The organism is Streptomyces sp. NBC_00259, from assembly GCF_036181745.1.
GTDB lineage: Bacteria > Actinomycetota > Actinomycetes > Streptomycetales > Streptomycetaceae > Streptomyces > Streptomyces pratisoli.
This window is the reverse complement of the sequence record NZ_CP108080.1, coordinates 1,610,513-1,624,550: the sequence shown is the minus strand read 5'-3', so window position 1 is coordinate 1,624,550 and position 14,038 is coordinate 1,610,513. Positions and strand designations below refer to the sequence as shown.

Sequence of the window (14,038 nt, the reverse complement as noted above, 5' to 3'; positions counted from 1 at the left end):
CGCGCGCCGCCGTGCTCTGCCCGGTTCGGCGAGATGCCTGATCTACGCTCGGAGCGCCCTCGCGGACATCCCGTGGGCTCGGTTCGTACGCAGGCAGACAGGGAGCGTGGCCCGTGACGGATCAGGCGGTGGACTTCGAGGGCCCCTCGTCCGAGAACCGCCCGTCCGATCCACCGGCCGGGCCCGTGGTCGAGGCGCGCGCCCGGCATGGGACCGTTGGCCGCGTGGGTGGGCAATTCATCGGGCGCCAGCGGGAATTGAAGGCGCTGCGTTCCGACATCGAACGGGCCGGTCTCGACACGCTCGCGGGACGCAAGGCCCCGCGTGCCAGAGTGCTGCTGGTCGCCGGACGGCCCGGCTCCGGAAGGACCGCGCTCGCCGGGGAGCTGGCGCACCGGCTGGCGGACGAGTACCCGGACGGCGTGCTGCGGGCCCGGCTCGCCGAGCCCGGCGGAGTGCCCGTACCCACCGACCGCACCGCCCGCGAGCTGCTCGACGCGCTGGGGATCGCCGGTCCGCCCGGAGCGGACGAGGACGTGCTCACCGAGATGGTCCGCGAGGCGCTCGCGGTGCGCCGCTGTGTGCTCGTACTCGACGACGCGGGCGACGCGGAGCAGGTGGACCCGCTGCTGCCGGACAACCCCGAGTGCCTGGTCGTCGCCGTCGCCCAGGGCCCGCTCACCGGAATCCCCGACGTACGGCCGTGCACGATCGGCGGCATGGACGCCAAGTCCGCGATCGAGCTGCTGAGCCGCTTCACCGGCTCGGTGCGGGTCACCGTCGATCCCCAGGCCGCCGAGTCGCTCGTGGAGCAGTGCGGCGGACAGCCCGCCGCGATGATGCTGGTCGGCGGCTGGCTGGCGGCCCGCCCCAAGGCCTCGGTCGCCGATGCCACCAAGCAGCTGCGCGGGCTGCCCGACGACCCCGAGCAGCCCGCCGGTGCCCGGCCGCTGTCCCGTGCCTTCCGGCTCGTGTACGAATCCCTTCCGCAGCCCGCCGCGCGGATGCTGCGGCTGCTGGCCCTCGCGCCCGCCGGCCGGGCCGACGCCCACACGGCGTCCGCGCTGGCCGGGTGCTCGGTCTCGGCGGCCCGGTCGACGCTGGACGACTTCGTCGCGCTCGGACTGCTGCACGGCGTTCCGGAGAACGACCAGTACGAGGTGCCGGGCTGTCTCGCCCCGCTGCTGCACGCACTGGTGACCGAGGAGGAGCGGCCGGCCGAGGTGCAGCTCGCCCGGGCGCGGATGCTGGAGCGCACCGTACGGCTGCTGCAGTCGTGCCGGGCCGTGACCGAGCCCGAGGGGTCCACGGCCCGTAAGAAGCTCGCGGGACTGCCGCGCGCCCTGCGTTTCCCGAGCGCGCAGGACGCCGGGGACTGGCTGGAGGCCAGGCGGCCCGCCCTGATGGCGTCCGCGCGTGTCGCGGTGGCCGACGGCGAGCTGGACACGCTGGCCCGCCGGCTGATCGCCGCGCTCGTACGGGCCCTGGTCGCCCACCGCGGCACCGAGGCCGCCGCTCCCGAGCTGTACGGACTGCACCAGCTGGTCCTGGACGTGGCCGTACGCCGCGAGCTCCACCGGGAGCAGGCCGCCGCGCTGCTGAACCTGGCCGACCTGGACGCCCAGACCGGACGTACCGAAGACGCACTGGCGCGATATCGGTCGGCTCTGGACGCCGGCCGCCGGGCAAATGACCCGTACGCCACCGGCCGCGCGATGGAATCCGTAGGTGGTGCGTATCAGGAACTGGAGGACTGGCAGCGGGCGGCCGACTGGTACGGACGCGCGCTCTCCCAGCGGCTGGCCCGCGGGGAGCGTGCCGACGAGGCGCGGCTGTACGGCAGGCTCGGCACCGTGCACACCTACGCGGGCCGCTACGGCGAGGCGCTGCGCAGCTGGCGGGCGGCCGCGGCCGGATATCGACGCCTCGGCGATCTGCCCGGCCACGCACGGGCGTTGAGCGAGGCGGCCCGGGTGCAGGAGTACGCCGGCCGGCCGCAGGAGTCGCTGCGTTCCTGCGAGGAGGCCGTCGCCTGGGCGCGGCGGGCCGGGGACCTGCGGCTCCAGGCCGCGCTCCAGCTGAGGCTGGCCGACACGCTGGACCGGCTCGGCGACCCCGCGGCTGCCAGGCTGCACCGCTCCGCTGCCGAGCAACTACTCGGAAGTGATGATTCCGGCCTGCGAAATCCGTAGTGTTTCCGTCAAAGAAACTTGCTTCGCAAGGCTAGACAGCTGGAAGTCCTTCATTAGACTGGCTCTGCCGGGTGTCGCCCCGGTCGATCCCGTTGCGCCTGGCGCATCCGGGTAACTATGGAACTGCACCAGAAATCCCCCTGAGCCAAGGACCGTGATCGACGTGAAGGTCGGCATCCCCCGCGAGGTCAAGAACAACGAGTTCCGGGTGGCGATCACCCCCGCCGGAGTGCACGAGCTCGTGCGCCACGGCCACCAGGTCTTCATCGAGGCCAACGCCGGAGTCGGCTCCTCGATCACGGACGAGGAGTTCGTCGGCGCCGGTGCGCAGATCCTGCCCACCGCCGACGAGGTCTGGGCCACCGCCGACCTGCTGCTGAAGGTCAAGGAGCCCATCGCCGAGGAGTACCACCGCCTCCGCAAGGACCAGACCCTCTTCACCTACCTGCACCTCGCCGCCTCCCGTGAGTGCACGGACGCCCTGCTGGAGTCCGGCACCACCGCCATCGCGTACGAGACGGTCGAGCTCCCGAACCGCGCCCTGCCGCTGCTTGCCCCGATGTCCGAGGTCGCGGGCCGGCTGGCCCCGCAGGTCGGCGCCTACCACCTGATGCGCTCGGCCGGCGGCCGTGGCGTGCTGCCGGGCGGTGTCCCGGGCACCCACGCCGGCGAGGCCGTCGTCATCGGCGGTGGCGTCTCCGGCTGGAACGCCGCGCAGATCGCCATCGGCATGGGCTTCCACGTGACCCTGCTCGACAAGGACATCAACAAGCTCCGTGAGGCCGACAAGGTCTTCGGCACGAAGATCAAGACGATCGTCTCCAACGCCTACGAGCTGGAGAAGGCGGTCCTCGAGGCCGACCTCGTCATCGGCGCGGTGCTGATCCCCGGCGCGAAGGCCCCGAAGCTGGTCACCAACGAGCTGGTCTCCCGGATGAAGCCCGGAAGTGTCCTTGTCGACATTGCGATCGACCAGGGCGGCTGCTTCGAGGACTCCCGTCCGACCACCCACGCCGAGCCGACCTTCCTGGTCCACAACTCGGTCTTCTACTGCGTCGCCAACATGCCCGGCGCGGTGCCGAACACCTCCACCTACGCGCTCACCAACGCCACGCTGCCCTACATCGTGTCGCTGGCGAACAACGGCTGGGTCGAGGCGCTGCGCCGTGACGCCGCGCTGGCCAGGGGCCTCAACACCCATGACGGCCAGGTCGTTTACGCCGAGGTCGCCGAGGCGCACGGCCTCGACTCCGTCGAGCTGAGCACCCTCCTCGGCTGACGCGGGACGGACAACCGACCGCCCCGTCAACCGGGGTCGTCAACATCACGTAACCGGCCGGACCTTGTCGAGCAAGGTCCGGCCGGCTGCGTGTCCGGACATCACGGGACGTCGGCCCAACTCGCCTCGAACGTAACCCTTCAACCGTTTCGCACACCCGTGAAACAGGTGCACCTGTTGCTGTGCGCCCTTGACAGCGGGGTGTTCGGTTGCCGACACATCGGGCCGGGTCCGGCGGATTGTGTTGCTGCGGACCGGTGACACGCCATAGAGTCGCCAACCGTCGGCATGGTGCCACGCTGACCTATCGATAAGTTTCCTGGTCACGTCCAAGGAGGTAAGACGACTTGTGAATGAGTCGACATTTTCTCCCGGGGGCGGTCAAGCAGGAACGCGCCCCCTACGCCCCGTTGGCGTGGAGGTACCCCCCGTGCGGGGCCAGGGGCCTGCGTCCGGGCTCGAAGCTGTCGGCTCCGTCGCTGTCCGTACCTTCGCGACAAACCAGCACATGACGACGACAGCCCACACGATGAAGATGATGGACGGCCAACACGTGAACGCCATGGCCGGCAACGAGAGTGGCCGAGAGTCCACCCACTTCGCCGACTACGACGAGGTGCCCGAGGGGCACTTCTACGATCCAGACGCCGAGTACGAGCCCGATCCGGAGTACGCGGCCACGCTCGCGCCCGACGCTGCCCGCCAGCGCCGTGAGCGCATCGGCCCCACCGGGCGGCCGCTGCCGTACTTCCCGATCCCCGGCCCGCTGACCGATCACGGCCCCGCGAAGATCATCGCGATGTGCAACCAGAAGGGCGGCGTGGGCAAGACGACGTCGACCATCAACCTGGGTGCCGCCCTCGCCGAATACGGACGCCGGGTGCTGCTCGTCGACTTCGACCCGCAGGGTGCCCTGTCGGTCGGTCTCGGCGTGAACCCGATGGAGCTCGACCTCACCGTCTACAACCTGCTCATGGAGCGGGGCATGTCGGCGGACGAGGTCCTGCTGAAGACCGCCGTGCCCAACATGGACCTGCTGCCGAGCAACATCGACCTCTCGGCCGCGGAAGTGCAGTTGGTGAGCGAGGTCGCGCGCGAGTCGACGCTGCAGCGTGCCCTGAAGCCGCTGATGAACGACTACGACTACATCGTGATCGACTGTCAGCCGTCGCTCGGTCTGCTGACCGTGAACGCTCTGACGGCGGCTCACAAGGTGATCGTGCCGCTGGAGTGCGAGTTCTTCGCGCTGCGCGGTGTCGCGCTGCTGACCGAGACGATCGAGAAGGTCCAGGAGCGGCTCAACCCCGACCTGGAGCTCGACGGCATCCTCGCCACGATGTACGACTCGCGCACGGTGCACAGCCGTGAGGTGCTGGCGCGGGTGGTCGAGGCGTTCGACGACCACGTCTACCACACGGTCATCGGGCGCACGGTGCGCTTCCCGGAGACCACGGTCGCCGGTGAGCCCATCACGACGTACGCGTCCAACTCCGTCGGCGCCGCCGCCTATCGCCAGCTCGCCAGGGAGGTGCTCGCCCGGTGTCACGCCGAGTGAGTCTGCCCGGGGCCGACGAACTGTTCCGTACGACCGGGGGCACGGCGCTGCAGTCGTCGTCCCCGCGGCGGGGCGCGACCGGGGCGAACGGCGAGGCGCGGGTCCCGGCGCCGGCGGGGGAGAGCGACCCGGTCGAGGCGCAGTCGCCCTCGTCGCCGTCCTCGTCCGCGGCGCCCGCTGCGGCTCCGGCCCCTGCCCCCGCCTCCGAGGAGCACTCCTCGGCCGGGGAGGCGGAGGCCGGCGAGCCGCGGAGCCGTGCGGCGGACAACGAACAGTCGGCCGCGGCTGCTCAGGCCGCGGCCGGAGCGAAGGGCCGCCGTCCGCAGGAGGCCGGCGCGCCGCGCCGCCGGGGCCGCGCGTCCGGCCGCAGGCCCAGTGGGCGGGAACGGCACGACGAGAAGATCACGGTCTATGTCTCGGCCGAGGAACTGATGGACCTCGAGCACGCTCGGCTGGTGCTCCGCGGCGAGCACGGGCTGGCCGTCGACCGCGGCCGTATCGTCCGCGAAGCGGTGGCGGTCGTCCTCGCGGACCTGGAGTCCAGGGGCGACGCGAGCATCCTGGTGCGGCGCCTGCGCGGTCGCTGACGGGGTAGCCTGCGCGCGACGTTCCTTCCGTTCCCTGGACCACGATGCCGCCGACCGACCCTGCCCGCCCCGAGCCTCCGGCCGGGGACCTCCCCGCCGCGCCGCGCTCGCCCCGCCGCGCCCTGGGCCGCGGCCCGGGGGCGGCACCCACGCGCCAGCCGGCCCCGCAGGAGCCCGGCCGCGACGACGAGACGGCAGAGGCCCCGGACACCACGGACACTCCGGACACCGTGGACACCACAGAGCGGACCCTCGGCGACGCCGTCCCGCCCCCTGCGGCGGAAGTGCCCCCGCCCGCGCCGTCGGCGGACCCCGGCTCCGTACCGGCCTTCGTCGTGGATGTACCTCCGTCCGCGCCGTGGGCGGACCCGGACCCCTTGGATACGGGTCGTCCCGAAGCACCTGAGGCGGCGCCTGCTCCCGGCTTCGTGCGGACGGATGCGGCATCGCCCGTGCCGTCGGCGGACCCGGACGCCCCGGCCACGGCCCGTCCTGACGCGCCCGAGGCGGCGCCTCCCGGCTTCGCACCGGCCCTGGTGGTGGATGTACCTCCGCCCGGGGGCGGGGCCCTCCCTGGGCCGTCCGAGGCCCCGTCCGAAGCCCCGTCCGAAGCCCCGTCCGAAGCCCCGTCCGAAGCCCCGTCGGGCGAGCCTTCCACGCCCACCGGCGGCGCGGCGGAGGGCGACGACGGTCGTTTCACCGTGCGGCTCGCCAACTTCGAGGGGCCCTTCGATCTGCTGCTGCAGCTGATCTCGAAGCACAAGCTCGACGTCACCGAGGTCGCCCTCTCCAAGGTCACCGACGAGTTCATGACGTACATCCGCGCCATGGGACCCGACTGGGACCTCGACCAGACCACCGAGTTCCTCGTCGTCGCCGCGACCCTGCTCGACCTCAAGGCGGCCCGGCTGCTGCCCGCCGCCGAGGTGGAGGACGAGGCGGACCTCGCGCTGCTCGAAGCGCGGGACCTCCTCTTCGCGCGGCTGCTCCAGTACCGCGCGTACAAGCAGATCGCGGAGATCTTCAGCCGCAGGCTCGACGAGGAGGCCCGGCGCTACCCCCGTACCGTCGGCCTCGAGGACCATCACGCCGAGCTGCTCCCCGAGGTCGTCATCAGCATCGGCGCCGAGGGCTTCGCCAGGCTCGCCGTCAAGGCCATGCAGCCCAAGCCGAAGCCCCAGGTGTACGTGGACCACATCCACGCGCCCCTGGTGAGCGTGAGGGAGCAGGCCGAGCTGGTCGTGGGCATGCTCCGCGAGCGCGGGACGGTCAGCTTCCGCGAGCTGACCGAGGGCGTCGGCGACACCCTCACCGTCGTCGCCCGCTTCCTCGCGCTGCTGGAGCTCTACCGCGAGAAGGCCGTCGCCCTCGAACAGGAGGAAGCCCTGGGGGAGCTCATGGTCACCTGGGCCGCGGGCGATGCCGTCGCGCACGTCACCGATGAATTCGACCGACCCCCCGAGACCGCACCCGAGACCGCCCCCGAGACCGCAGAGGAGAAGGCGTGAGCGCCCTCGATCCCGCCCTCAAGCCCGCCCTCGAAGCCGTCCTCATGGTCGTCGACGAGCCGGCCACCGAGGAGCACCTCGCGAAGGTCCTGGAGCAGCCCCGCCGCGCCGTCTCCGACGCCCTGCGCGAGCTGGCCGACGAGTACACCGTCCAGGGCCGCGGCTTCGAGCTCCGTCTCGTCGCCGGCGGCTGGCGGTTCTACACCCGTCCCGAGCATGCCACCGCCGTCGAGCGCTTCGTCCTCGACGGCCAGCAGGCCCGGCTCACACAGGCGGCGCTGGAGACCCTCGCCGTGGTCGCGTACCGTCAGCCGGTCAGCCGTTCCCGGGTCTCCGCGGTGCGCGGAGTGAACTGCGACGGCGTCATGCGCACCCTCCTCCAGCGCGGTCTGGTCGAGGAGGCGGGCGCGGAACCCGAAACAGGTGCGATCCTGTACAGGACGACGAACTACTTTCTGGAGCGGATGGGCCTGCGCGGTCTGGACGAGCTCCCGGAGCTCGCGCCGTTCCTCCCCGAGGCGGAAGCGATCGAGGCCGAGACCCAGGAAGGGGTTCCGTCGTTCGATCCGGACGCTCCGGACACAGACGACGACGACAAGACGACGACGGAACTTTGATGCGAAGCAGCGGCAGGAACAGCAGCGGACGCGGCAACTACCGGGGTGCCGGTAACGAGCGCGACGACAAGCAGAAGCGCGCGGGCAAGCCCCGTCCCGAGGAGCGCCGCTACGACGTGGGAGGTACGTCCGGTTCCTCCGAGGGGCCGAAGAAGGGCCGTGGCGCGGCCGCCCGCGGCGGTGCCAAGGGCGGTCCCAAGCAGTCCCCGAAGCAGTCCTCGCAGGGCGGCGGCCGCGGCCGCACCGCCCCGGCCCGCTCCCGTGAGTACGACGCCCGTACCGAGGAGCGCAACCGCGAGCGGTACGCGAACAAGCCGGTGATCAAGACGCCGAAGACCTTCCCGGGTGCCGAGCAGGAGGGCGAGCGGCTGCAGAAGGTGCTCGCCCGCGCCGGCATGGGATCGCGCCGGGCGTGCGAGGAGCTGATCGACGCCGGCCGGGTCGAGGTCAACGGCAAGATCGTCATCGAGCAGGGCGTCCGGGTGGACCCGGAGCACGACGAGATCAAGGTCGACGGCCTGACGGTGGCCACCCAGTCGTATCTGTTCTTCGCGCTGAACAAGCCCGCCGGAGTCGTCTCCACCATGGAGGACCCGGACGGCCGCCAGTGCCTCGGCGACTACGTCACCAACCGTGAGACCCGTCTCTTCCACGTCGGCCGGCTCGACACCGAGACCGAGGGCATCATCCTGCTCACCAACCACGGTGAGCTGGCGCACCGCCTCACCCACCCCAAGTACGGCGTGCAGAAGACCTACCTCGCCGCCATCCAGGGTCCCCTCCCGCGTGAGGTCGGCAAGCGCCTCAAGGACGGCATCCCGCTGGAGGACGGCTACGCCCGCGCCGACCACTTCCGGGTCGTCGAGCAGACCGGCAAGAACTACCTGGTCGAGGTCACCCTGCACGAGGGCCGCAAGCACATCGTGCGCCGCATGCTCGCCGAGGCCGGTTTCCCGGTCGAGAAGCTCGTGCGGACCTCCTTCGGTCCGATCGCGCTCGGCGACCAGAAGTCGGGCTGGCTGCGCCGGCTGACGAACACCGAGGTCGGCATGCTGATGAGGGAAGTCGGTCTCTAGGGGTGTCCGCAACCCCGTAACTCCCGTGAGCCCGCGGCCGTCTTCGGACGGCCGCGGGCTTTTTCGTGCTTGTCGAGCCACCCTCTCCGCCTTTATAGTCAGAGTGACTCTAAAGGGAAGGGGTGGGCGTGGACCTCGCGGACGTACTCGGACCACTGCAGCTGCCGCTGTTCACGCTGCTCGGCACACCGGTCAGCTGGACCGAGGTCCTCGGCTTCGGCAGCGGGGCGCTCTGCGTATGGCTCGTCGCCCGGCAGCACATCGCCAACTGGCCCCTCGGCATCGCCAACAACGTGTTCTTCGTCCTGCTGTTCACCCAGGCCGGCCTGTACGCCGACGCGGGGCTGCAGGTCGTCTTCATCGCCCTCGCCGGGTACGGCTGGTGGGCCTGGACCCACGGGGGTGGACCAGGCTCCGACGCCCTCCCGGTGCGCCGCACCACGCGCACCGAGTGGACGTGGCTGCTCACGGCGGGGGCGGTGGGGACACTCGGGCTGACGCTGCTCCTCGACCGCGCCACCGACTCGACCGTCCCCTTCTGGGACGCGCTGACCACCGCGCTCTCCCTGACGGCCACCTACGGACAGTGCCGCAAGCGGCTGGAGTCCTGGTGGCTGTGGATCGCGGCGGACGTCGTCTACGTACCGCTGTACGCGTACAAGGAGCTCTACCTCACCTCGCTGCTCTACCTCGGGTTCATGACGCTGTGCGTGCTCGGGCTGAGGGGCTGGACCCGGGAACTCACCGTGCGGCAGTCGCGGTTGGTGGAGGTGCCGGCATGAGGCGCTACCGGCACGGGCTCGTCCTCGGCAAGTTCTATCCGCCGCACGCGGGCCACCACCACCTCGTACGCACCGCGCGCGACCGCTGCGACCGGCTCACCGTCCTCGTCTGCGCCGCGTCCGTCGAGTCGATCCCGCTCGACGAGCGCATGGCGTGGATGAGCGAGGTGCACCCGGACGTCCGGGTCGTCGGCGCCATCGACGACATACCCGTCGATCTGACCGACCCGGCCGTGTGGGACGCGCACATGGCCGTGTTCCGCGCCGCCGTCCCCCGGCGCGTGGACGCCGTCTTCACGTCCGAGGCATACGGGGACGAACTCGCCCGCCGCTTCCGCGCCGACTCCGTCTGCGTCGACCTGAACCGTACGGTCTTCCCCGTCTCCGGCACGGCCGTACGCAAGGACCCCGTCGGCTGCTGGGACTTCCTCGAACCGCCCGTACGCGCCGCGCTCGCCCGGCGCGTGGTCGTCCTCGGTGCCGAGTCGACCGGCACCACCACCCTGGCCACCGCCCTCGCCGGGCACTATCGCGCCCGCGGCGGAGTCTGGTCCCGCACGGCCTGCGTGCCCGAGTACGGAAGGGAGTTCAGCGAGCGGAAGCTCGCCGCGCTGCGCGCCGAACGGCCCGGTGCGACCTGGTCCGACGTGCGCTTCAGCAGCGACGACTTCCCACTGATCGCCCGCCGGCAGGCCGAGCGCGAGGACTCCGCCGCACGCACCGGCTCCCCGGTGCTGATCTGCGACACCGACGCCTTCGCGACCACCATCTGGCACGAGCGGTACATGGGCGCGCCCAGCGACGAGGTCGCCATGATCGCCGCCCGCGGCCGCGGCGACCTGTGGCTGCTCACCGACCACCACGGCGTGCCGTTCGAGGACGACGGGCTGCGCGACGGCGAGCAGCTGCGGCCCTGGATGACCGCGCGCTTCGCCGCGCAGCTCGCCCGCACCGGGCGGAAGTTCATCACCGTGACCGGGCCGCACGAGGAGCGGCTGGCCACGGCCGTCGCAGCCGTCGACGCGCTCCTCGCGGAGGGCTGGGCCTTCGCTGATCCGCTTCCGGAGCGCCGATGACCATGGAGCCCACGAACGAGGAGCAGGCGAACACGGGCCCCGCGGACACGGGTTCCACACGTACGGGTCCGGCGAGCACGGGTCCCACAGGCGCGGGGGCGACGCGTACGGGTCCGGCGAGCACGGGTCCGGCGAGCACGGATCCGGCGAGCGTGGAGGGATACGACCCGCGGGCCTTCCCGCCCTTCGCCGTCACCGTCGACCTCGCGGTCTTCACCGTCCGCGACGGCACGCTGCACGTTCTGCTCATCGAGCGCGGACAGGACCCGTACAAGGGAGCCTGGGCGCTCCCCGGCGGCTTCATCCTGCCCCGGGAGTCCGCGGGCCAGGCCGCCCGCCGTGAACTCGCCGAGGAGACCGGTCTGTCGGCGGACACCGCCGCCGCGCTCCACCTCGAACAGCTGCGCACGTACAGCGACCCCGACCGGGACCCCCGTATGCGGGTCGTGTCCGTCGCGTACACCGCGCTCGTCCCGGACCTGCCCGAACCGCACGGCGGAGGTGACGCCGCGCACGCCCGGTGGGTGCCCCACGACAGTCAGGGCCGACTCGCCTTCGACCACGACCGCATCCTCGCCGACGCCCACGACCGCATCGGCGCCAAGCTCGAGTACACCGGCCTCGCCACCGCCTTCTGCCCGGCCGAGTTCACCCTCGGCGAGCTGCGGCAGGTGTACGAGACCGTCTGGGGCGTCGAACTGGACCGCCCCAATTTCCGGCGCAAGGTCCTCACCACACCCGGCTTCGTCGAGGCCGTCCAAGGAGGAGCGCGCCTGACCGGCGGCCGGGGAAAGCCGGCCGCGCTCTACCGGGCGGGGCCGGCGAACGCCCTGCATCCTCCCTTGCTGCGACCGGAAGGACGGCACACGACATGACGGACACGACCGACAGGGCCGGCACGAGGACCGCCACCAAGCAGGCGGCCACCGGCACCCTGACCGGACTGGCACTCGGTGACGCGCTCGGCTTCCCCACCGAGTTCAACGACGTGCCGGCGATCCTCGCCACGTGCGGGCCCTGGCGCGAGATGGCCCTGCCGAAGCCCGCGATCGTCAGCGACGACACCCAGATGACCCTGGCCCTCGCGCGCGGCATCCGCACCGCGATGGACCGGGGGCTGCTCGCCCCGCTGGGCCTCACCCGGCCCGTGCGCGAGGAGTTCGTGGACTGGTTCCACTCCCCGGACAACAACCGCGCGCCCGGCCGCACCTGCATGGTCGCCTGTCACAAGCTCGACAGCGACATGCCCTGGCAGGAGGCCAGCCAGACGGCCTCCAAGGGCTGCGGCGCCAACATGCGCGTCGCGCCCGTCGGCCTCGTCCCCGGCCTCAGCGACGGACAGCGCTCCGGCGCCGCCCAGCTCCAGGCCGCGCTCACCCACGGTCACCCGACCGCGCTGGCCGCCTCCGACCTGACCGCGCGCGCGGTGTACCTGCTGGCGCGCGGCACGGAGCCGGCCGGACTCGTCGGCCGGCTGCGGTCGTACGCGTACGAGAACCGCTCCCGCTACCAGCACCTCTGGCTCGGCGACCTCTGGACCTACGCGCAGGACGCGACCCCCGAGGCCTTCATCGAACGCGGCTGGGACGAGTGCCTCGCGGTTCTGGAACGGCTCGCCTCCGCCCTGCGCGAGGCGGACGCCGAGGCCGACCCGTGCCTCGCCACCGGCGACGGCTGGATCGCGGAGGAGGCCCTGGCGACCGCCCTCCACTGCTTCCTGCTCTTCCCCGAACAGCCCCTCCTCGCCCTGCGCCGCGCCGCCTGCACCCGCGGCGACTCCGACTCGATCGCCTGCCTCGCGGGCGCGTTCGCGGGCGCGCACCTCGGCGCACGGGCCTGGCCCAAGGAGTGGGCGGAACGGATCGAGTACCGGAGCGAACTGCTCACACTGGGCGCGCTCTGGGACGCTTGAGCCATGACACTGGCCCTCCACCCCGCCGAACTCGCCCCCGTGGTCGCGGAGCAGCCCCATCCCCTGCTCTTCGCCACGGTCTCCGGCGCGCACCTCTACGGCTTTCCCTCCCGCGACTCGGACGTGGATCTGCGCGGTGTCCATCTGCTGCCGGTGGAGGAGCTGGTCGGGCTGCGCGAGCCGGAGGAGACCCGGTCCCTGATGTGGGTCAGGGACGGGGTCGAGATGGACCTCGTCACCCACGACCTGCGGAAGTTCGTCCGGCTGATGCTGCGGCGCAACGGCTATGTGCTGGAGCAGCTGCTCTCGCCGCTCGTGGCCCACACCTCGGAGGCCCACCGGGAACTGGTCGCACTCGCGCCCGGTGTGGTGACCACACACCACGCCCACCACTACCGCGGATTCGCGGGCACCCAGTGGCGGCTGTTCGAGAAGACCGGTGAACTCAAGCCGCTGCTCTACACCTACCGGGCGCTGCTCACCGGCATCCACCTGATGCGCTCCGGCGAGGTGGTGGCCGATCTGCCCACGCTGCTGGGCGAGGTGGCGGCACCCGCCCGGCTGCCCGAGCTGATCGAGGCGAAGACGCAGGCCGAGCACGCGCCCGCGGGTGTCGACGGTGAGGCCGTGCGTGCCGAGGTGGAAGCGCTGCACCGCGCGCTGGACGAGGCGCAGGCGCAGTCCTCACTGGCCGACGCGCCCACCGCCGCGCACGACGCCCTCCACGACTTCGTCGTACGCACCCGGCTGACCCGGTCGATGCGCTGAGGCGCGTCGTACGCGTACGAGGAAGTCCTCGACCCGTGCCCGGTCCGGCTCGGCCGGGAGCGGAGTCCTCAGGGCCGCGTCTGCGGCCTCCTCGGACAGGCGGGACATCCAGGACTCGACCTCCCGCCAGGCGACCTCGCCGCGCTTGACCGCGAGCAGCCGCTCGCGGTCGTCGCCGACGTCGATCACGAGCCGGCCCGTGCGCAGCAGGTCGCGGCAGCTCGCCAGCAGCCGCAGGAGGTGCATCGCGTGCTTCCAGCGGGGCGCGCCGTGCTGCCGTACGTCCGCGTCCAGCTTGCGGCGCTGGCCCATGGCGTAGCGGGCGAACGTCGCATGGGCCTGCCGGGACAGGAACGCCTCGCGCAGGGCCAGCAGTTCACGGCCGGTGTCGTCGACGCGCTCGACGAGCGGGGAGTGCAGGCACTCCAGGATGTTCGGATTGGCGCGCAGTGCCAGCTCGCAGAAGCGTTCCAGCTCCCAGGAGAACTGCTCCTGTGCGGGGCCCTCCACATGGGTCGGGGGCTTCTCGAAGCGCCAGTACAGCGGGGTCGGTGCGAGAAAGACCCCGCGGCGGTCCGTGTCACTGCCGTCCGTCGCCAGTCCGAAGGCCCGGGAACCCATTACGCAGGAGTAGATCGTGTGGTCGCGCACCAGGCCTTCGGGAGTCATGCGCGCAGGCTACGTGA

The 14,038-nt window shown here is 71.8% G+C and carries 12 protein-coding genes and 1 pseudogene; 12 read left to right on the top strand and 1 reads right to left on the bottom strand.

Annotation, left to right across the window (positions count from 1 at the left end; translation table 11 throughout):
- Positions 1 to 185 precede the first annotated feature (185 nt).
- From OG766_RS07270 to OG766_RS07215, 12 genes and pseudogenes are all read left to right on the top strand, one after another.
- Positions 186 to 2,208 (top strand): annotated as a pseudogene (locus OG766_RS07270) (tetratricopeptide repeat protein); the annotation flags it as partial.
- A 147-nt stretch (positions 2,209 to 2,355) separates the two neighbouring features.
- Entirely contained in the window at positions 2,356 to 3,471 is a 1,116-nt protein-coding gene (gene ald, locus OG766_RS07265) for an alanine dehydrogenase (protein ID WP_266378168.1), read from the top strand.
- 415 nt (positions 3,472 to 3,886) lie between these two features.
- Positions 3,887 to 5,026: a ParA family protein gene (locus OG766_RS07260; RefSeq protein WP_385472328.1), complete on the top strand. Its 1,140-nt coding sequence runs from the start codon at positions 3,887 to 3,889 to the stop codon at positions 5,024 to 5,026.
- Entirely contained in the window at positions 5,011 to 5,613 is a 603-nt protein-coding gene (locus OG766_RS07255; protein WP_266375249.1) for a hypothetical protein, read from the top strand. Before OG766_RS07260 ends, OG766_RS07255 begins: the two co-directional genes overlap by 16 nt.
- A 44-nt stretch (positions 5,614 to 5,657) precedes the next feature.
- Positions 5,658 to 7,121: a segregation/condensation protein A gene (locus OG766_RS07250; protein WP_328724833.1), complete on the top strand. Its 1,464-nt coding sequence runs from the start codon at positions 5,658 to 5,660 to the stop codon at positions 7,119 to 7,121.
- 44 nt (positions 7,122 to 7,165) lie between these two features.
- Positions 7,166 to 7,738: an SMC-Scp complex subunit ScpB gene (scpB, locus tag OG766_RS07245; RefSeq protein WP_328727442.1), complete on the top strand. Its 573-nt coding sequence runs from the start codon at positions 7,166 to 7,168 to the stop codon at positions 7,736 to 7,738.
- Positions 7,738 to 8,814 carry a pseudouridine synthase gene (locus OG766_RS07240; RefSeq protein ID WP_266375255.1) on the top strand — a complete coding sequence of 359 codons (1,077 nt, stop codon included), beginning with the start codon at positions 7,738 to 7,740 and terminating at the stop codon, positions 8,812 to 8,814. The genes scpB and OG766_RS07240 overlap by 1 nt, the downstream gene beginning before the upstream one ends.
- 128 nt (positions 8,815 to 8,942) lie before the next feature.
- Complete coding sequence (gene pnuC / locus OG766_RS07235; RefSeq protein WP_328724832.1) at positions 8,943 to 9,596, top strand: nicotinamide riboside transporter PnuC; 654 nt, start codon at positions 8,943 to 8,945, stop codon at positions 9,594 to 9,596.
- Positions 9,593 to 10,672, top strand: a complete 1,080-nt coding sequence (locus OG766_RS07230; RefSeq protein WP_266375259.1) for an AAA family ATPase — start codon at positions 9,593 to 9,595, stop codon at positions 10,670 to 10,672. The genes pnuC and OG766_RS07230 overlap by 4 nt, the downstream gene beginning before the upstream one ends.
- Positions 10,669 to 11,547, top strand: coding sequence for an NUDIX hydrolase (locus OG766_RS07225; protein WP_328724830.1), 879 nt, complete (start codon positions 10,669 to 10,671; stop codon positions 11,545 to 11,547). The genes OG766_RS07230 and OG766_RS07225 overlap by 4 nt, the downstream gene beginning before the upstream one ends.
- Positions 11,544 to 12,584 carry an ADP-ribosylglycohydrolase family protein gene (locus tag OG766_RS07220; protein WP_266375263.1) on the top strand — a complete coding sequence of 347 codons (1,041 nt, stop codon included), beginning with the start codon at positions 11,544 to 11,546 and terminating at the stop codon, positions 12,582 to 12,584. The genes OG766_RS07225 and OG766_RS07220 overlap by 4 nt, the downstream gene beginning before the upstream one ends.
- A gap of 3 nt (positions 12,585 to 12,587) precedes the next feature.
- The gene (locus OG766_RS07215; protein ID WP_328724828.1) at positions 12,588 to 13,352 is read left to right on the top strand and encodes a nucleotidyltransferase domain-containing protein; all 765 of its coding nucleotides are present in this window, start codon (positions 12,588 to 12,590) and stop codon (positions 13,350 to 13,352) included.
- Here the strand turns inward: OG766_RS07215 and OG766_RS07210 are convergent.
- Positions 13,269 to 14,021, bottom strand: a complete 753-nt coding sequence (locus tag OG766_RS07210) for a nucleotidyltransferase domain-containing protein (RefSeq protein ID WP_266375267.1) — start codon at positions 14,019 to 14,021, stop codon at positions 13,269 to 13,271. The two genes, OG766_RS07215 and OG766_RS07210, sit on opposite strands and share 84 nt — an antisense overlap.
- Between the last annotated feature and the right edge of the window lie 17 nt (positions 14,022 to 14,038).

Coding starts and splice junctions, on each gene's coding strand:
- OG766_RS07250 (WP_328724833.1), top strand. CDS start 5,658: ATGCCGCCGACCGACCCTGCCCGCCCCGAGCCTCCGGCCGGGGACCTC.
- scpB (WP_328727442.1), top strand. CDS start 7,166: ATGGTCGTCGACGAGCCGGCCACCGAGGAGCACCTCGCGAAGGTCCTG.
- OG766_RS07240 (WP_266375255.1), top strand. CDS start 7,738: ATGCGAAGCAGCGGCAGGAACAGCAGCGGACGCGGCAACTACCGGGGT.
- OG766_RS07230 (WP_266375259.1), top strand. CDS start 9,593: ATGAGGCGCTACCGGCACGGGCTCGTCCTCGGCAAGTTCTATCCGCCG.
- OG766_RS07225 (WP_328724830.1), top strand. CDS start 10,669: ATGACCATGGAGCCCACGAACGAGGAGCAGGCGAACACGGGCCCCGCG.
- OG766_RS07220 (WP_266375263.1), top strand. CDS start 11,544: ATGACGGACACGACCGACAGGGCCGGCACGAGGACCGCCACCAAGCAG.
- OG766_RS07215 (WP_328724828.1), top strand. CDS start 12,588: ATGACACTGGCCCTCCACCCCGCCGAACTCGCCCCCGTGGTCGCGGAG.
- OG766_RS07210 (WP_266375267.1), bottom strand. CDS start 14,021: ATGACTCCCGAAGGCCTGGTGCGCGACCACACGATCTACTCCTGCGTA.